16 protein-coding genes and 3 pseudogenes are annotated in these 18,370 nt (G+C 61.9%); 14 read left to right on the forward strand and 5 right to left on the reverse strand.

The window, feature by feature from the left end:
* Window positions 1-69 precede the first annotated feature (69 nt).
* Window positions 70-1,008, reverse strand: a complete 939-nt coding sequence (locus OKW52_RS08450; protein ID WP_264505304.1) for a LysR family transcriptional regulator — start codon at window positions 1,006-1,008, stop codon at window positions 70-72.
* Between the two features lie 74 nt (window positions 1,009-1,082).
* Between OKW52_RS08450 and OKW52_RS08455 the strand changes: the two genes are divergently transcribed.
* Together OKW52_RS08455 and OKW52_RS08460 are read left to right on the forward strand one after the other, a co-directional pair.
* On the forward strand, window positions 1,083-2,261 hold the full coding sequence (locus OKW52_RS08455) for a cytochrome P450 (protein ID WP_264505305.1): 1,179 nt from the start codon (window positions 1,083-1,085) through the stop codon (window positions 2,259-2,261).
* A 10-nt stretch (window positions 2,262-2,271) separates the two neighbouring features.
* Window positions 2,272-2,589, forward strand: a complete 318-nt coding sequence (locus OKW52_RS08460) for a (2Fe-2S)-binding protein (RefSeq protein ID WP_264505306.1) — start codon at window positions 2,272-2,274, stop codon at window positions 2,587-2,589.
* Between the two features lie 39 nt (window positions 2,590-2,628).
* Here OKW52_RS08460 and OKW52_RS08465 read toward each other — a convergent pair whose 3' ends face one another.
* Window positions 2,629-3,615: a fumarylacetoacetate hydrolase family protein gene (locus OKW52_RS08465; RefSeq protein WP_264505307.1), complete on the reverse strand. Its 987-nt coding sequence runs from the start codon at window positions 3,613-3,615 to the stop codon at window positions 2,629-2,631.
* A gap of 92 nt (window positions 3,616-3,707) precedes the next feature.
* On the opposite strand from OKW52_RS08465, the gene OKW52_RS08470 reads away from it, so the two are divergent.
* From OKW52_RS08470 to OKW52_RS08510, 10 genes and pseudogenes are all read left to right on the forward strand, one after another.
* Window positions 3,708-4,532, forward strand: a complete 825-nt coding sequence (locus tag OKW52_RS08470) for a DNA-binding transcriptional regulator (protein ID WP_264505308.1) — start codon at window positions 3,708-3,710, stop codon at window positions 4,530-4,532.
* A 26-nt stretch (window positions 4,533-4,558) separates the two neighbouring features.
* Window positions 4,559-5,020, forward strand: a complete 462-nt coding sequence (locus tag OKW52_RS08475) for a nuclear transport factor 2 family protein (RefSeq protein WP_264505309.1) — start codon at window positions 4,559-4,561, stop codon at window positions 5,018-5,020.
* The gene (locus OKW52_RS08480; protein WP_264505310.1) at window positions 5,017-5,805 is read left to right on the forward strand and encodes an alpha/beta fold hydrolase; all 789 of its coding nucleotides are present in this window, start codon (window positions 5,017-5,019) and stop codon (window positions 5,803-5,805) included. Before OKW52_RS08475 ends, OKW52_RS08480 begins: the two co-directional genes overlap by 4 nt.
* A complete protein-coding gene (locus tag OKW52_RS08485; RefSeq protein ID WP_264505311.1) occupies window positions 5,802-6,179 on the forward strand; it encodes a protocatechuate 3,4-dioxygenase in 378 nt (125 codons plus the stop codon). The genes OKW52_RS08480 and OKW52_RS08485 overlap by 4 nt, the downstream gene beginning before the upstream one ends.
* Entirely contained in the window at window positions 6,179-7,018 is an 840-nt protein-coding gene (locus OKW52_RS08490; RefSeq protein WP_264505312.1) for a DODA-type extradiol aromatic ring-opening family dioxygenase, read from the forward strand. Before OKW52_RS08485 ends, OKW52_RS08490 begins: the two co-directional genes overlap by 1 nt.
* A gap of 125 nt (window positions 7,019-7,143) precedes the next feature.
* The gene (locus OKW52_RS08495; protein WP_264505313.1) at window positions 7,144-8,151 is read left to right on the forward strand and encodes a TRAP transporter substrate-binding protein; all 1,008 of its coding nucleotides are present in this window, start codon (window positions 7,144-7,146) and stop codon (window positions 8,149-8,151) included.
* Window positions 8,148-8,690 carry a TRAP transporter small permease gene (locus OKW52_RS08500; RefSeq protein ID WP_264505314.1) on the forward strand — a complete coding sequence of 181 codons (543 nt, stop codon included), beginning with the start codon at window positions 8,148-8,150 and terminating at the stop codon, window positions 8,688-8,690. The genes OKW52_RS08495 and OKW52_RS08500 overlap by 4 nt, the downstream gene beginning before the upstream one ends.
* A gap of 77 nt (window positions 8,691-8,767) precedes the next feature.
* Window positions 8,768-9,214 (forward strand): annotated as a pseudogene (locus OKW52_RS23210) (TRAP transporter large permease subunit); the annotation flags it as partial.
* A 152-nt stretch (window positions 9,215-9,366) separates the two neighbouring features.
* Entirely contained in the window at window positions 9,367-9,990 is a 624-nt protein-coding gene (locus OKW52_RS23215) for a TRAP transporter large permease subunit (protein ID WP_319800460.1), read from the forward strand.
* 29 nt (window positions 9,991-10,019) lie between these two features.
* Window positions 10,020-10,562: a carboxymuconolactone decarboxylase family protein gene (locus tag OKW52_RS08510; RefSeq protein ID WP_264505315.1), complete on the forward strand. Its 543-nt coding sequence runs from the start codon at window positions 10,020-10,022 to the stop codon at window positions 10,560-10,562.
* 369 nt (window positions 10,563-10,931) lie between these two features.
* On the opposite strand, the gene OKW52_RS08515 is transcribed toward OKW52_RS08510, so the two are convergent.
* Window positions 10,932-11,186 carry a hypothetical protein gene (locus OKW52_RS08515; protein WP_319800461.1) on the reverse strand — a complete coding sequence of 85 codons (255 nt, stop codon included), beginning with the start codon at window positions 11,184-11,186 and terminating at the stop codon, window positions 10,932-10,934.
* Window positions 11,183-11,734 carry a YcbK family protein gene (locus tag OKW52_RS08520; protein ID WP_264505316.1) on the reverse strand — a complete coding sequence of 184 codons (552 nt, stop codon included), beginning with the start codon at window positions 11,732-11,734 and terminating at the stop codon, window positions 11,183-11,185. The genes OKW52_RS08515 and OKW52_RS08520 overlap by 4 nt, the downstream gene beginning before the upstream one ends.
* 113 nt (window positions 11,735-11,847) lie before the next feature.
* Between OKW52_RS08520 and istA the strand changes: the two are divergent.
* Together istA and istB are read left to right on the forward strand one after the other, a co-directional pair.
* A pseudogene (istA, locus tag OKW52_RS08525) lies at window positions 11,848-13,379 on the forward strand (IS21 family transposase).
* A pseudogene (gene istB, locus OKW52_RS08530) lies at window positions 13,369-14,210 on the forward strand (IS21-like element helper ATPase IstB). The pseudogenes istA and istB overlap by 11 nt, the downstream one beginning before the upstream one ends.
* A gap of 90 nt (window positions 14,211-14,300) precedes the next feature.
* On the opposite strand, the gene OKW52_RS08535 reads toward istB, so the two are convergent.
* Window positions 14,301-18,086: a hypothetical protein gene (locus tag OKW52_RS08535; RefSeq protein WP_264505317.1), complete on the reverse strand. Its 3,786-nt coding sequence runs from the start codon at window positions 18,084-18,086 to the stop codon at window positions 14,301-14,303.
* Between the last annotated feature and the right edge of the window lie 284 nt (window positions 18,087-18,370).

Below are 18,370 nucleotides of genomic sequence, written 5' to 3' on the forward strand. Positions count from 1 at the left end.
AAAATCCTCCCATTTGCCCGGCCATTGTGGGCCTATGGCGAGCAAGAACGGCATTTTGCTACGCTGATTTCAAAAAGTGAAATTTTGCGGGTCGTCGGGCGCGTCGCCCCTGCTTTCCCGGCACGCACGCAGGACTGCGTCGCGCATCCAGCGATGCCGCGGGCTGGAGTCGGTTGCCGGGCTCCACAGCATCCGCAAGGTCAGGACGCTGTCAAAGGGTGCCGGAACCGCGGTTAGAATGGGGCAGAACAGTTCTGCAAGGCGCGCCGGGGCGGTCAGCACCAGATCCGAATCCAGGATCAACCGCTCGACCCCGCCAAACGAAGGCACGCGCACCACTGGCTCGAACCCGATGCCTTGGCGCGCGAGTTCGGCCTGCCAGAACGGACGCCAGCCTTCGGCATAGACGACGCCCAGATGCCGGGCCTGTGCGAAGCCGTCCAGATCCAGCCCTTGCTGGGCGATGTGCGAGGACGGATCGACAAAGCAAGCGTAAGCCTCGGTGAACAGCGTCTGCGCACGCAGCTTGCCGTGGCCCAACGGCACCGGCGAAAGAGCCAGATCGCAGCGATGCTCTTGCAGCAGGCGTTGCGGCGAGAAATCGGCGGGGATCACGGTAACGGGCAGATTGGGTGCTTCACGCCGCAACAGGCGCAAGAGAGGCGGCAGTATCAGGCAGCGTTCATAGAAATTGCCTGCAATTGTGTAGGGCGCAGACTCGCGCGCAATGTCGAAATCCGCCTCGCGGCCCAGATCATGCACGCTGTCCAGAAGCGGGCGCAGCTGGGCGATGATGGCTTCGCAGCGCGCGGTGGCTCGCATCCCGCGCGGCGCGCGGTGGAACAGAGGATCCCCCAGGGCCTGACGCAACCGCTCCAGCGTGTGGCTGGCGGTAGATTGCGCAATACCGCTGCGCTCGGCGGCAAGTGACAGGGAGCCGGCATCATGGATGCGGCACAAAAGATGCAGGGCTTTCAGGTCGAGCGAGGGGATATCGATATTTTTCATATCCGATATTCCTAGATTTGCCTGCGTCGATAAGCAATCGCTCAAGCCTGCGGCTCAAACTGTGGGAGGACAGCGTGGCACGAGAGTTACCCAAGATCGACGATGTCTCGTTAACCGAGATGTACAGTGATCCCTATCCGACCTATGCGCGCCTGCGCCGCGATGCGCCGGTGTCTTGGCTGGTTCCGGCGGGCATTGCGCTGATCACGCGCTTTGACGACATCATCGCGATTGAGCGCGATCACGAGACGTTTCCGGCCAATGATCCGCGCAGTCTGCAGATCCGCTCGATGGGGCATACGCTGATGCGCCGCGACGGGGCTGAGCATGCAGCCGAGCGTTCAGCGATGGTGCGCACTTTCAGTCCGCCGGTGGTCAAAGGGCACTGGGAACCCGTTCTGCGCGCTATCGTGGACGAACAGATTGCCGCCATTGCCGGGCAAGGGCAAGCGGACCTGTTCAACGATTTCTGCGCCCCGGTCGCCAGCCGCGCGCTGGCGCAGATCATCGGCCTGCCCGATGTCGACTGGCGTGACATGCTATGGTGGAGCCAGGCGTTGATCGACGCGACCGGCAATTACGGCGATCTTCCCGAACCGTGGGAGCATTGCGCACGCGCCAGCGCGCAGATCGACGCTGCGATTGAGGCGCAGACCGCGCAGTGGCGGCGCGAGCCTGACCCCTCGGCGCTGTCGGCAATGGTCGCGGCTGACTGGCCGGTTGAGCGCACCCGTGCCAACATCAAGGTCGCCATCGGCGGCGGTCTGAATGAACCCCGCGATGCGATCGGTACGCTGGTTCTGGGCCTGCTTGGCAACCCCGATCAGTTGGCCGCCGTGAGGGCGGACCCCAAGCTGAACCGCCGGGCCTTTGAGGAATCGGTGCGCTGGGTCGCGCCGATCGGCCTGTATCCGCGCCGCGTCGCGCGCGATGTGGTGCTGTCGGAGACGCTGTTGCCCGCAGGCACGCCCATCGGCCTGTCCGCCGGGTCCGCCTGTCGGGATGAGGCGAAATTCGGCGCGACCGGAGAGGTCTTCGACATGCGTCGCCCGCAAGCCCAGCACCTCGCCTTTGGCTCGGGGCCGCATTTTTGCCTGGGCGCGTGGATGGCGCGGCTTCTGGTCGGTGAAATCGCCGTGCCATCGCTGTTTGAGCGGCTGCCGGGTTTGCGCCTTGACCCTCAGCGGCCGCATCGCATGGGCGGCTGGGTGTTTCGCGGCCCCGTGTCGCTGCCGGTTCTTTGGGACGCATAAGGGGAAGCGCATGACCAATCTGACGATCATTGATCCGGCGGGCACCCGCCACATCCTTGATGCCGATCCGTCACTGTCGCTGATGGAGGCGATCCGCGACAGCGGCATCGACGGGATCGTGGCCGAGTGCGGTGGCACAGCGGCCTGCGCGACCTGTCACGTGATGCTGGCCGAGGATCTCGGGCTGGAACCGGCGTCCGAGCATGAGACCGGGATGTTGGACTTCGCCGCCGTCGCGCCGAAGCCGGGCAGCCGTCTGTCGTGCCAGATCCGTGTTGCTCACCTGCCCGAAGGCGCGGAGATCACCTTGCCTGAAACGCAGTTCTAAGCCAAACGGCCCCCAGACAATCCGGGGGCCGTTCGCATCTTACGTGGTGATGTGGCGCACGCCATTTTCCAACCGGCCCAACCCGTCGACACTGATGCCGATCCGCCCGGTTTCGCGGTTCAGAAGCAGGCTCTTGTGACCGTTGGGAAAGCGCCCTTCTCCTTTGCCAGTGGTGCCAAAGCAGATCATATCGCCGGGTTCGAGCGTGAAATAACGGCTGGCCTCGGCGATGCAGGTCTCGACCCGGAACCGATAGTTCGCGGTATTGTCCCGCGCAAAGACCTCGCCGTCGATATCGGCCACGACGCTCAGATCGTTTGGATTGCCAACCTTGTCCGCAGTGGTCACCCATGGACCGACGGGGCCGAAGGTGTCGGCGCCCTTGGACCGTGTGTGATAGACGAAGTACGCATTGCGGTCGTCGTCGCCATGCCGATTCCGCCAGGCGAAGAACTCAGGGTGCGCCAGGGCCGGTGGATAGGTTACGGCGATGGAATCTTTGCCGAACTTCAACCCGTGCGAGGTCACGTCGTTGATGATCGTCCAGCCAAAGACATGATCGAGTGCCTCGGCCTCGGTGACGCGGCGGGCGCGGCGGCCGATGATCGCGCAGATCTCGGGTTCCGGGATCGTCGGACCCCAGGACGGGTCGATCTCGATATCCGCGCCATGGCCGATCAGGCAGGACGGCGGCTTGAGGAAGAAGTTCGGCACGCCCGGATCATGGTGCGCGGTCTTCATCAGCTCGCGGTTGTTGAACGCAACACCCAGCACCTTGGAGGGACGGCGCACCGGGGGTGCAAAAGTGAGCGCCGAGACCGCCACGCGGGGCGCGGATGCGGTCAGACCGGGCAAGTCTGCCATCAGGCCGGGGCTTGCCGCGCTCGCGTCCAACAGATCCTCTATGTCGCGCAAAGGACGGGTCAGTCGCTTGGACAAGGTCGCATCAAGATCGACGGCGGTGTCGCCATCCCTGAACCACAGTCGGTCCGTCTGGCCCGCTTGGTGGCCGGTTGCAAACTGCATCGCAGAGGTTCCTTGTGTTAGTCTTCGGAGCTGTGATCACTCTAGAGGCGCGTTTTCAAAGACCCGTCCTTGAACAGAGGGAATTTCGATCAGTGAAATTGGAACACGAGACAGACCCGCCCGCCAGCGAAGCGAATAGCTATGAACCGTTGAAGACGGTGCAAAAGACGATGTTGGTTTTGGAAGAACTCAATCGCTATCCGACCCGGCGCGTGCAGGAACTCTGCGCGGTGACGGCGATACCGGCTTCGACCATGATTCGCATTCTCGAAACCCTGTGCGACATGGGTTATGTGCGCAAACTCTCGCGGCGCACCGGCTATTGCCTGACGCCCAAGATAACTTCGCTTTCAGCCGGATACCACGGGCTTCCGCGCGTGTTCAACGCGATCCGCCGTGTCGCTGATGCCCTGACCGAGCAGATCCGCTGGCCCTGTGCGATCTGCACCTTTGACGTCAATGCGATGGTTGTACGCTATTCGACAATCCCGTCGAGCCCGCTGTCGCACAAGCATTCCACGCTGAACCGGCGTCTGGACATGCTGACGCGGGCGCATGGCCGGGCGTGGATGGCCTTTGTCGAGGATGAAGAGCGCCGCCGCATCTGGGAGGTGCTGATCCGCTCGGGCCTGCACGCCGGGCCGGTAGGCGCGCTTGAGGCCGAGATGGCCGACGTGCTCGACAGTGTTCGCCAGACCGGCGTCGCACGCCGCGACTCGGCCACCGAGCCCGATACGACGACTTTTGCCGTGCCGGTGTTTGTTGGCCCGAAACTGGTCGCAACGCTGGGTGTCACACACTTTGCCAGGGCAAAATCGGACCCGGCGATGCTGATCGACACCATGCGGCGCGCCAGCACTGAACTGCGCAATCTGGGGCCTGAGGCATCGAGCGCCGAAGATCCGCGGCCGGACTGAGACCCTGAATAACGGAAAGAAGAGTGATGGATTTAGAGACTGACCTGACCGCCTTGCTGGACCGCCAGCGCATTGCCGCGTTGCAGACCTGCTTTGCACAGGCACTGGATGGCGGCACGTTGGCGCAGTTTCTCAGCGTGTTTACCGACGATGTTACCTACAGCAACGGCCCGCGCGTGTTGCAGGGCCACGCCGGACTCCGCGGTTTTTTCGAGGCGCGGCAGGCTGCGGGCCGGGTGTCGCGGCACATGATGAGCGGACTTGATATCAGTTTTGACGGACCGGACGCTGCGCGCAGCCACAGTGTCTGGCTCAGCTTCGCCGGGGACGGCCCGCTGCCCGTCGGCCATGCAGAACCGTTTCTGGTCGCGGATATGCACGACGACTATCTGCGCACGCCAGCAGGGTGGCGGATCGCGCGGCGGGTCATCACGCCAGCGTTCCGCAATCCCGGCATCGGCAATCCGCCCAGCGGGGCGCGGGCATGAGGCGGGTTGCGGAGCTTGCTGTCGAAACCACGGGGGAAGGGGCTCCGGCGCTGGTTTTCCTGCACGGTTTTTCGCTGGACCGGCGGTCCTGGGCACCGCAGATCGCGGCCTTTTCGCAAGATCACCACTGCGTCGCCTATGATCTGCGCGGGTTTGGCGACAGCCCGCCCCCGCAGGGCGACTACGATCACGCCGCCGATCTGGCGGCGGTGATTGCGGATAAGGTGACCGGGCCATACGTCCTCATCGGGCTGTCGCTGGGTGCCAATGTCGCGCTGGCCCTGTCGGCGCAGCGACCGGCCGGGCTGGCCGGGCTGGTTCTGGCGTCGAGCGGGTTGTTCGGCCACGACTGGCAGGGCGAGGAACGCCCGCCCGCCGCCGCTGACCGCGTCGCTGCCGACCAAGGGGTCGAGGCAGCGCGTGCGTTCTGGCTGGCCCATCCGCTCTTTGCGTCGCTGGACAACTGGCCCGAAGCTCGCGCTCAGGCACATCACATGGTGGCTGCGTATTCCGGCTGGCACTGGCAAGCGCCGGGTCGCGGTGCCCGCATCGCGCCGGTGCGCGCGCTGTCGGATGTGGCGGTGCCTACACTGGTGCTGTCAGGCGAGCGCGACGTCGCAGGTTACCGCGCCATCGCGTCGGCGCTGGCGCAAGGCATTCCCGACGCGCGGCTGGAACGGCTGCCCGGCGCCGGACATCTGTGCAATCTCGAAGATCCCGCGCAATTCAATGCGGCCGTGCAGGCCTTTCTGACGTCCTTGGTCGCGAAGGAGGAAACCGCATGAGCAACTCGATTCCGCTGACATTGGACGAGCCGGGCACCTATGTCTTCACCGCCGAAGCCGCGCTCAGGGGCCACAAACTGACGGCCTTTGGCCTGTCGCTGCGCCGTCCTGATAACCGGAAGATCTTTCTCGCCGATGAAGAGGCCTACATGCAAAAGGCTGGGCTGACAGACGCGCAAATCGCGCTGGTCCGCGCCCGCGACTGGACCGGACTGATCCGCGCCGGGGGCCATCTGCAATCCATGCTCAAGGTCGCGGCGACGGTCGGTCAGGACCTGTGGCACATCGGCGCGCATAACGCCGGGATCTCACGCGAAGAGCTGATCGCGCTCTGCCCGCGCCGCCTTGATATCACGCCCGAAGGAGGCATCTGATGGCCCGCATCGTCGGAGGTTTAGGCATTTCGCACACACCGTCCATGGGGATGGCCTTTGACAAGGGCATGGCTGGCGGCTGGGCCGACATCTGGCGCCCCTGGTACGACGGCACGCGCCCGGTGCGCGACTGGCTGGAACGGATCAAGCCCGACAAGCTGATGGTGATCTACAATGATCACCTCAACCATTTCGATTTCTCCGCCTACCCGACCTTCGCCATCGGCGTCGCCCCCGAGTTTCCGCAAGCCGACGAAGGATGGGGCCTGCGGCCCTTCCCCGACCTGCCGGGCGACACCGGCATGGCGATGCAGATAACCGAGCGACTGGTGCGCGGCGGGTTCGATTTGACGGTCTGTCAGGACCTGTCGGTGGATCACGGCATTTATTCGTGGTTCCCTTATTTGATGAGCCCGCCCTGGCCCGTGCCGATTGTTCCGCTGGCGGTCAACATGGTGCGCCAGCCGATCCCGACCAACCAGCGGCTTTGGGATTTGGGTCGCGCAATCGGCGCGGCAATCCGCGCGATGCCGGGAGATGAGCGCGTCGTGGTGATCGCCACCGGCGGCATGTCTCACCAGATCAGCGGTGCGCGATTCGGCATCGCCAACGAAGGGCTGGATGCGTGGTTCCTGCGCAACCTCAAGGACAACGCAGCAATGCTGGTGGGCACCCCGCAAGAGGAACTGATGCGCTTGGGCGGGACCGAGGCGGCGGAACTGGCGATCTGGTTCGCAATGCGATCGGCGCTGTCAGACGACACCCGCGAGGTCTATTCCTATCACACCTTCCCGGCCATCACCGGCTGCGGTGTGGTGGTGTATGAAGAGCCGCGTTGATTTCGGATATTGAAATCACGGCGCGCAATGAGACCGCTCACGCCTCTGCTGAGCCAGACTGATCCCAAGGCATCCAACGGCAATCTGTCGCGGATGCCGGTTCATGCTACGAGGGAGGAAGTCGCATGTTGACTGGAATTTCCACGCGCGCTGCTGTGCTCGCTACTGCTCTGGGCTTTGCCGCCGTACCGGCTGGAGCCGAAACGCTCAAGCTGGCGCATTTTGTGCCAACGACCCATATCCTGACCGCTTCCGTTGTCGAACCCTTCGTCAACGCGGTCTCCGCTGCCACCAACGGCGACCTGCAAATTCAGGTCTTCCCGTCAGGTGAGCTGGGTGCCGGCCCGGGCGAGCAATACGTGCGCGCCCTGAACGGCATTGCCGATATTGTCTGGAGCGTGACCGGCTACACCTCGACACAGTTCGAGCGCACGATGATCGCCGAGCTGCCCGGCGTTTTTGACGGGCAGAACGGTGCCGAAGTCCTGCACGGGGCGCTGGCCGATCATCTGGCGGTCGAGTTCCCGGGCACGCATCCGCTGGCCCTCTGGACGGCTGAGCCCAATATCCTGATCATGCGCAACCGTGAGATCCGCAGCCCCGAAGATCTGCGTGGCCTGCGCATCCGCGTCGCGGGCGCGTTCCCGGCGATGATCGTCGAGGCGCTGGGCGGCACTGCCGTGCAGATGCCGGCGGCCGAAGGCTATAACGCCCTGCAGAACGGCCTGATCGACGGCACCCTGACCGGGGCCAGCGCGGTTGCTGATTTCCGCTTTGGCGAGGTCGCGGATTACTTCATTCTGGGGCCGGATCTGGGCCATGTCGGGTTCTACCTGACCATGAGCCAGGCGTCGTATGATGCGCTGTCGCCCGAGCATCAGGCAGCCATCGACGACGCATCCGGTCTGGCGCTGGCCAATAGCGGCGAGGCAGGCTGGAACGCGCATGCCGACGAGACCATCGCGGCCCTGCGCGCCGACCCCAACGAGAACGTCATCGACCTGAGGCCAGAGGAAATCGCCGCGTTTGACGCGATTACCGTTCAGCTGCGCGATGACGTAGTGGCCGAGATGGACGGGCGCGGTATCGATGCGAGCGCCACGCTGGCCGCAATGCAGAGCGCCAGTCAATGACAGCTTCGGCGACGCGCAACAGCCCGCTCGTTTGGGCGCGGCGCGTGGTCGATGTCTTTGTGACAGCTTCGGCATGGATTGGCGGCGCAGGACTTGCCGCCGGCCTTGCCGTGGTGCTAGTCGATGTGATCGGCCGCGCCTTCGGCCACCCGCTCTCGGGTTCTCCTGACATTGTGCAGATGTGTTATGTGGTCATCGTCTTTGGCTGCGTTCCCTTGTGTGAACGGACGGCCGGGAACGTCCGGCTCGACCTGCTCGAGCCGTTTTTTCCCGCCCCTCTGAACCGAGTCTTTGACTTTATCGCCACGGCGCTGGGGATGATGCTGTTCGTGCTGATCGGCTGGAAATGCTGGGAGGCCGCGCAGATTTCTCAAATGCTGAACCTTGCGACCAACGTACGGCGCATTCCTAAGGCGCCGTTCCAGATCGGCGTTACCGTGGCGTGCGCGATCGTGGTCTGCTCGATGCTGGTCCACCTGTTTGAAATCGCCGTCGGTAAAACCGACGCCGACCGCAAAACCGAGGAGCCTCTGACGTGAGCCCCGCCCTGATCGGCCTGTTCGGCATCCTGGCCCTGTTTTTTCTGATGGCGATCCGGGTGCCGATTGCCTTCGCCATGCTCGCCGTCGGTCTGGCCGGAACCGCCAGCCTGAGCGGTCTGCAACCCGCGATGAGTATGCTGGCCACCGAAAGCTTCACGGTCGCGACATCATACGAGTTGATCGTGGTGCCGTTGTTCATCCTGATGGGCAACGTCGCGACCGCAGCGGGCATGAGCGGCGCGCTTTACGACGGGGCTTATGCCTGGATCGGGCGGTTTCGGGGCGGGCTGGCGTCGGCCACCATCGTCGGCTGCGCCGGGTTTGCGGCGCTGTCCGGCAGCTCCATCGCTTCAGCCCTGACGATGGGCAAGGTGTCAATCGGCGAGATGAACCGCTTTGGCTATTCACCCCGCCTTGCTACGGGCGTTGTCGCCGCCGGCGGCACGCTGGGGATCCTGATCCCGCCCTCAACCGGCTTTGTGCTCTATGCCATCCTGACCCAGCAATCCATCGGACGGCTGTTTCTGGCCGGCGTCATCCCGGGCATCCTGCTGGCCGCGCTTTTTGTCGGTACGGTAACGGTTCTCTGTACCGTGTTCCCGTCCTGGGGTCCGCCCGGCCCGCGCACGAGCTGGTCGCAAAAGGCAAGGCGACCCTTGGCGCGTTGCCGATCGTGGCAATCATCGTCGTCTCGATCGGCGGGATTTACACCGGGATTTTCTCGCCCATCGAGTCGTCGGCCATCGGGGCAGGCCTGTCTATTGTGCTGGGCTTTGCGCTGCGCCGCCTCTCGTTTCGAACACTTGGTCGCGTGATCATTGACAGCGGGCGCACCACAGCGACCGTGATGTTGATCCTGATCTCGGCCTATATCCTGAACCCGTTCATCTCGCTCACGGGCGTGCCGCATGTGGTCGGGGAATATCTGGCCTCGATATCCAGCGGGCCGTTGATGACATTGGCGCTGATCCTGCTGTGCTACCTTGTGCTCGGCTGCTTTCTTGAGGGGCTGTCGATGATCGTGCTGACCATGCCGATCTTCTACCCCATCGTCATCGGGCTTGGGTTCGATCCCATATGGTACGGCGTGATCATCGTGATCGTGCTGGAAATGGCGATGATTTCGCCGCCGATCGGAGTCAATGTCTTCATCGTTCGCTCGATTGCGCCGACTGTGTCCCTGGCGCAGATCTTTTCGGGGGTGCTGCCGTTCTGGGTGGCGATGATTGTGCTGGTCGGGTTGCTGATCGCTTTCCCGCAACTGGCTACCTTCCTTCCCGACACGATGATCCGGTAAGTTGCCCGATCTCTTCAAAGGAATGCACGATGCGTGACGGACGTCCCCAACCGCTCTCCGATACTGATTGGCCTGAAGATGCGCGTGACCTGCTGGCCGGTTTCGCGGGCAAGCTGAACGTCTACCGGGTGATGGCTCACCACCCCGCATTGCTGGCGGCCTGGGCACCGCTCCGCCGGCACATCGTGCTCGACACGTCGTTGGGACGTGAGCTGAGCGAGGTGGTCATCCTGCGCACGGGCCATCGCTTTGGCTCGGCCTACGAATGGGCGCATCATGTCAGCCGCGCGCGCGAGCTCGGCTTTTCCGACGCCCGGATCGCTGCGACGCGCGGCAGGCCCGAAGGGGATGATGGGCTGATCGTGCAGGCAGTTGATGCGCTGCTGGACGACCGAAAACTGTCCGGCGCGCTGGAGGGGGCACTGGTCGCCCGTTTTGGCCGCAAGGCGGTTTTCGACTTGATCGCCACGGTCGGTTTCTATTCCGTGCTTGGCTATCTGCTGCTCAGCTATGACGTGCCGGTTGACGATCAGGTCGCTGCCGAATTGTTAGAAAGGCCGCTCTCGCCCTGACACTAAGTTATTCTCAAAGGCGCGTTCGTCGCGAAATTACTGGGTATCATCGGGGGCTTAACGTTCTCTATCGAAAAAAAGGGCTGAGGTGCTTCCGGGCAGGGCTCATGCTGGCTTTGCAGATGCAGGCATGCATTGAACAACTTAGAAAGCTTTCTCAGGCAGAATGAGACGCGAGGCGCGGGAACAGGGGGTGGCGCGAGATCGTGAAACTTTCACCTGCACGCCCTCACCTGATCCCGCAGCACAGCATAGTCGCTGAGCATCCGAACAGCTATCGCCCACTCCGGCAGCCCTTCAACCTCCCCCGCTGCACGCTCCTGCTCTACCTCATTGTACGCCACCACTGGCGGGCATGGCACCTGCACCTCAGAACCTGCCGTCGCGCAACCTACCAACCAAAGCATCACGATCAGCTGGACGGCGACCGGCGGCATCGAGCATTTGTCTGTGAATGGCATCGTTTCTCTCCCTTGCGTTGAGGCGTTCAGCGGCGCGCCCGACACGTTCCCCGGTGCGGCGCAGGTTGATGAGAAACAGCGCGACCATTGCTGCTGCGAGGAGCAACCCCAGCACCTTGCGCGCCAGGCCGCTCGTGAGGATAGCGGTTGCCCAGCCGATCACCGCCGCCCCCGCTTCCAGTCATCGATGCGGGCGTGGATCGCGACGACGATCCCGCCCAGCGCCACGGCGATGAACACCCAACGCAGGGTGTCGAGGGTGGGCACGAGCGGTTGGATGGACGATTGCGCCTCGGCCAGAATCTCCTGCACGACCTCGACCCCGGCGGCACCGACGGTGGCCGCGCCCGCCGCTCCACCTCCACGCAGCGTCCGGCTGTCGGCCAGCACCTCACGCGCGGGCGGGGTCTCCGTAGCAAACGCTGTCGCGCGGACCGCAAACGGCTCACCCCAGGACCGCGCTGGGCCCAGATCGATGTGCATGAAGCCGGAGCGCGGATAATACCCAAAGCCGAGGAACCCCGCCGCGCGGGCTGCGGCCTCGAATGCCACCGGATCATGGTTTGACATGGCGATGTCGAAGGCGGTGCCTTGCATGTGCCTGGACGCCGGCGCGCCGCCGACGGCGCGGTTGTGCTCGGGGCTGCGATAGGCGGACAGCACAATCAGGGGCTTGGCGAGGCGATTGCGCAGGCGCTGCAGAGCGTCCATCTGTTGATTTGCACTCAGAACTGAGCCGGTTAGGCGGATAATTTTCACTGAGAACTGAGCCATGTGAACCTTTCCCCAAAGCGTTGAGCGGCGGGGGCAACGGAGTGATCCACATGGGACTATTGAACATCATCCGACGGATGCATTTGCGGCAGAAGTTGTCGATCCGCGAGATCGCGCGGCTAAAGGCGTGTCGCGGAATACCGTGACCAAGCATCTGGCGGCGAACACCATCGAGCCAAAATTTGCGACACCGGAGCGGCAAAGTAAGCTTGACCCCTTCGCCGAGAAGCTGGCGGGTTGGCTGAAGACCGAGGCCGGGAAGTCACGCAAGCAGCGGCGCACAGTGAAGCAACTGCATGCCGATCTCGTGGCGCTTGGCTTCACCGGCTCTTATGCCCGGGTCGCAGCGTTTGCGCGACGGTGGCGGGCAGATAGGCAGCGCGAACAGCAGACGACGGGGCGCGGGACCTTTGTGCCGCTGCATTTTGATCCCGGCGATGCCTTCCAGTTCGACTGGAGCGAGGACTTCGCTGTCCTGGGCGGCGAGCGCACAAAGTTGCAGATGGCCCATATCAAGCTGTCGCACAGCCGTGCCTTTTTGCTACGCGCCTATCCGTTGCAGACCCACGAGATGCTGTTCGATGCCCATTGGCACGGCTTCCGCGTTTTTGGGGGCATCCCTGGCCGAGGCATCTACGATAACATGAAGACGGCGGTGGATCGTGTCGGTCGCGGCAGGGAGCGGCAGATCAACATGCGCTTCCTCGCCATGACGAACCACTATGTCTATGAGCCGGAGTTCTGCAATCCGGCAGCGGGCTGGGAGAAGGGCCAGGTCGAGAAGAACGTTCGGGATTCCCGACATCAGATGCTGCAAGCGATGCCGGACTTCCCTGACCTCACCGCGCTGAATGCCTGGCTGGAACAGCGTTGCCTCGAGCTGTGGCAGCAGACCCCGCATGGCAAACAGCCTGGCACGATCGCCGATGTCTGGGCTGAAGAGCAGGCCGCGCTGATGCCGCTGCCGGTTGCCTTTGACGGCTTCATTGAGCTGAGCAAGCGTGTCTCGCCCACGTGCCTGATCAGCTTCGAGCGCAATCGCTATAGCGTTCCGGCGTCATTTGCGAACCGTCCTGTCAGCTTGCGGATCTATCCGGACCGGTTGGTGGTGGCGGCCGAGGGTAATGTCTTGTGCCAACATGCCCGTGTGATCCAGCGCAGTCACCACCTGCCGCCGCGGACGATTTATGACTGGCGGCATTATCTTGCGGTCGTTCAACGCAAGCCCGGAGCCCTTCGGAATGGTGCGCCGTTCCTCGAATTGCCTCACGCCTTCAGACAGTTGCAGGATCACATGCTGCGCAAACCCGGTGGCGATCGGGAAATGGTCGATATCCTCGCCCTCGTTCTGCAGCATGACGAACAGGCTGTGCTGACCGCGGTGGAGCTGGCACTGACCGAGGGCGTGCCGACCAAGACCCATGTCCTGAACCTGCTGCACCGGCTGGTCGACGGCAAGGTGATCGGTGGGCCACCGCTGGACACGCCGCAAGCGCTGGCTCTGCACCGCGAACCCAAGGCCAATGTCGCACGTTACGACGGCCTGCGCAGCCAGAACGCCGGAGGCCACCATGCGTCATGATCCAGCCGCCGGCGCCATCGTCATCATGCTGCGCAGCCTCAAAATGTATGGCATGGCCCAAGCCGTCACGGACCTGATCGAGCAGGGCGCACCGGCCTTTGAAGCTGCAATCCCGATGCTGTCGCAACTGCTGAAGGCCGAATTGGCCGAGCGCGAGGTGCGCACCATCGCCTATCACATGAAGTCAGCGTTCGTCGGGCAAACAGTCCCCCGGACTGTTTGCTGATCCTCCTCACCCCGGCCTACAAGGACCTCTCGGGCTTTGACTTCGCCGCCAGCGAGATCAACGAGGCGACCGTCAGAACGCTGCACCGCTGCGAGTTCATGGATGGCGCCCAGAATGTCGTCCTGATTGGCGGGCCGGGCACCGGCAAGACCCATGTTGCCACCGCCCTCGGCATACAGGCGATCGAACACCACCGCCGCAAGGTCCGCTTCTTCTCCACGATAGAACTGGTCAACGCCTTCGAACAGGAAAAGGCCAAAGGCAAAGCAGGCCAGATCGCGGAAGCCTTGACTAAGCTCGATCTCGTGATCCTTGACGAATTGGGCTACCTCCCGTTCAGCGCGTCTGGTGGGGCCTTGCTGTTCCATCTGCTTAGCAAGCTTTACGAACGCACCAGCGTGGTGATCACCACCAACCTCAGCTTCAGCGAATGGGCTACGGTCTTTGGTGATGCCAAGATGACCACGGCTTTGCTCGACCGTCTTACCCACCGCTGTCACATCCTGGAGACCGGAAACGACAGCTTCCGATTCAAGGCAAGTTCAGCTGCGGCATCCGCAGCAAAGAGAAAGAAGGAGACAACACAGATCTTGACCCCAGCATGAACCAAAAACCATAATCAGAGGTGGCTCAATTCTCGGTGAAAAAACCGGCTCAGTTCTGAGTGCAAATCAACACACTAGAGCCCGCTAAACCTAGACGAACCGAAGCAGACCTGTAACAGCGGTTTCCTTACATGCTTCGCCTATTTTCTGATGCAGCAATGGCTTAGAGACCGCATTTGTCCTCGCGCCAACGGCGCCAAACGCCTCAACTGCGCGCAGGCGGAGCAGCGCCATGCGGATTCCCTCGATACGCAAATCGTAACGGTTGCAGATGAGCTCCCCTTCCTCCAAACTTCGGTTGATAGGCTCTTCCTTCGCTTCGAGATAAGCCGGTATAGGGCCTCCGTGGACGGCGACGTCCTCGAATGCGGCCAATACGATTGCTATCTCAGCCTGCAACACGCCGAGCCTCGTTCTACCAGTCGCATTCCCGTTCTGGCACATGCGCCTCGCCTCGGTTATGGCTCTGAGCGCGTTTTCGAACTCGCGATCCATTGCTAAGGCCAGCGCATGGTCTGTGACTGTTAGCAACCGTTCCGCACCGGAGAAGCGGTATAGCCTGGCCGTGTTTGCTTGAACGAACGCGAGATATCGATTGCGGTGCGTCATCCACAGATCGTCCGGATCGTTGGCGGCTGGCCTCAATATCGGATAGCCGTCCAACAGCAGTGTCATTAGGATCCGCCCGCTGCGTCCGTGCCGTATCGGCGAATGCCCACTCCAAATCTCGCGGTCGGCTTCATCCAAGGACGCAAGACCGTTACCTAAACTGGCAGGCCCTTCCAGAAGCCAGCGAAGGCGCAGCCGACGCAGCTCGAGTTCAAGCGGGACAACCAATGAACTGCGAGATCCTGTTTGCCCTCCGGTCGGACCAGCTTGGATCGCCGCGATGTCGCGATCTAGACGCTTTAGCGCATATTTTAGGCTGCGTTTTCGGTCTATTAGGCCAAACGTCAGTACTTCTTGATCTCTAATCTCCCCATTTTGAGCCATTGATTTAATTGACCCGCCACGCAGAGGATGACCGATCTGCACCTCTAGATCGACGCGTGCGCAAACGATGCGCTTGAGGGCTGCCGCAAGGGCAGCATCGCCGTCTGTGCTGTCAGGTGCGATTGCATCACTAGGCCGCTGCCATTCGTGCCAAAGCTGATTTTCGGCCCATACGAGTAGTGGGCGGTGGCCAACGAAGAAAGCCGACATTCCAAGTGATTCTAGTATGGTTGCACGCTCAATTCTATTGAAAAGGGCGAAATGACGGGGTGGGGCTGGGCCGAACCCGCCAGGGAGCGCACCTAGGTCGCGTTTGCCGCCCTCGGATGGAACGAGGTCGTCCCGGCCAAGATACCACCCTTCTCGCAGACCGGGCTCAACGCATAGACGCGCATACAGCGCGAGGCGATGTATGTCCGCGTCTATAGACATGCTGAGGCGATGATCCCGGTCCGCCTCGGATTGGAGCAAGACAGCAAAGGCGAAACGGATCGCCAAAACGGGATCGAAGACGGGCCGATCAAGCGAGAATACAATGTCGCCCTGGTGCGACAGCGATGGCCACTCGGTCTTCAAGCGTTGCCCAGGTTCAGACACGGCATTCAAGGCAGCGTCCGAGATGCAGTCAATGCTGAGGAGAAGGGCCGTGAATGCTTGAATGGCTCGTTCAGGCGGGCGTTCCATGGGACTGCGGGACGCTTCCGAGCCCTTCATTTGCATGTGCCGCGCGCGAAGATGGGCCTGTCGAGCGACTAGACGATATGCTTCACGGAGTAAGATACGGCCCTCGGCGTTCTCTAAGAGCAGTGTCCGTAGGACAACGGCCACGTCGTGAAGCAGGATGTAGGTAGAAAAGGCTTCGGTGTCGCCTGCTTCTATCCGGCGCAGTTCGTCGAAACGCGCTTCCTCAGCGAAATGCGGGGCCATTGGACGCTTTCGAAGAAACTGACCGCTCGCGGCTGTAACCATGCTTTGGAGCAGAGAAATTGCGTCCGCGCTTGAAGGTATCTTCGGAGCGTCCTCTTCGCGTCTGCTATGGCGCCACTGCTCTAGGCACGTCGCTACGGTTGGCAGCATCATCCCGTCGGCAGACGTGACCAATAGGGCGACCAGTGGCAGCATGGCCCCCGCGCCCCATTGGGCTACGAGTTGTTCGCAGGCCAATCGCAGACCGGCGCCAGCGCCCTGGGCGCGCGAGCATTCGCCCATCAGCTTCAGGAAGCCCTCCAACTCGGGGTCAGGCGTCTCCGCCAGCACAACGGCGAGTGCCGTGAGTACGTCGCCGTCGAGTTCTAACTCGAGGACGTCTTCCGCTCCGTATCTATCGCACGCCGCGACAAATCGATCCTGCGCCGCCAGATCAAGATACCATTTCAACCGGCGTCCCGTCGGCCGTGGTACATTTATCTTTCGAGCGTTTTTGTTGGCCAGGGATAGGCCGCCGCTCGTTGTAAGGACGAAACGGCTGTGTTCATTGCTTTCCAGCAGGGTCGTCAGCAGCCTTTCGTAGCCAGTTCGACGAAACAGCTTATTTATGTCGCCTGGCGAGCGGCCAACGTCAAGGAACACGAAGAGCGCTGGGTTTTCGCGGTGCAGCTCTCGTATTCGATCAAGTATCACGCCAAGGTTAGGTTCTGTCCCAACCCGCGACATTTCGGCCAGACGTTTACGAATGCGAACGTCCAAGCCCTCGCTGGACTTAAATCTCTCGTTAATGCGCTCGAGGAATGTAAGCGTCTCGACACAGAGTGAAACGTAGTCGCGCGACGTGGTCTGCACACAGAGAATCGGAAGCACTTTCTCGACGCCTTTGCGGCCGCGGCAGGTGAAGGTTATCTCGCCAAGGGCGTCGAACCTGCGCAGCATGTCGCCGACGATAGCCTTCTTCCCGGAGTGTGCCGGTCCCTTCAACACAACGGCGGGTCGGCGACTACCAATAGGCTGGCCATGGTAGTCGAGCGTATCGATTGTACTGTCGATGATCGCGTCGAACGCGTCAACAGAACGAACAAAAGAGCCTTGTGCACTGTTCTTGACGTACTTCCAGATGGACGGCTCTATCCAAGACGGACCGGTCTGCTCCGGAACTGTTTCTTCAGCGACCTCGCGCAGTGCTACCTTTTCCGTAAGCCCGAGGTGTTCTGCTATCCCCTCAAAGCACAGCTTTGGAGAGGCGAAGCAGGAATTATCTAAGAAATCACAAAGCGTTTTGGCATTGCGACTTTCCCAGGGGGTGAACTCCTTCGATTGCTTGAGGTGGTGGTAAACAAACTCTGCAAAGACCCTCCGGGCAGAAATAGACAGTTTGATGCCAGGGGTCAGCGAGTTGATCTTAGGTCCACCGCCACCGCATGCGAAATCCTTGCGAACCGCCTCGCTAACATCACCGATCATCAACAAACCATATAGAGTGGATCCAACCGTAGTTGGGAGATCATTTTTGTCTATGCGAGCAGCGTCACATTCGGTGGCACCAAGCTCGAGGAGCTCATGCTGCGGCGGCGGTGCCGGCAGCAAGTTATAACTTTGACCGAACCCAATGACGGATCGCGTCAATTGGACACGGCCGTATGCGTCCCGCCCGCCCTCGCGCGCGACCAGCGACCACAGAACCCCAATCGCCCAGACCTGGCCCCAGATGCCAACGCGTTGGTTTACACTTTCGGCTGGTTCGCCACGCTGGTAGACTTCGTCGCGAATGCGCGCGAGAAGTTCCTTGATCTTTGCACTCCCGGGTCGTCCAAGATAATGGGCGCCTGTCAAGAATTTCGACGGGCGGGCGTGAGTATTGCCCGTTCGGATCTCATAATTCGGCATACGCCGAAAGGCTTCGTTAACGCGAGGCGCGTTAAAGTAGAGATCTTCGTTCGTGCTCCTGGCCACGGCGCCTCTCCAGTGTCTATTGCGGGCGCCGAATCAGCTCCTCTCAGTGTTTAACGGCAAGGCCCCTGGTTTGCGAAGCCATCTTCGCAATGCGCGACGCGAATTCGCAATGCAAAACCTTGTTCGCACTGCGCTGCAAGGTTCCCGATACGTGAACAAACACGGGCAGATGAGCTGATTGTTGGGAAATCTGGGCGCAAAACTGGCCATCCTTGAGGGGTAGAACCACCCCCCCAGCCGAGGAGGCCTCGATGACTGAAAAGTATCCCACCACGCCGCCGACA

The organism is Pararhodobacter zhoushanensis, assembly GCF_025949695.1.
In the GTDB taxonomy this organism is placed as follows: domain Bacteria; phylum Pseudomonadota; class Alphaproteobacteria; order Rhodobacterales; family Rhodobacteraceae; genus Pararhodobacter; species Pararhodobacter zhoushanensis_A.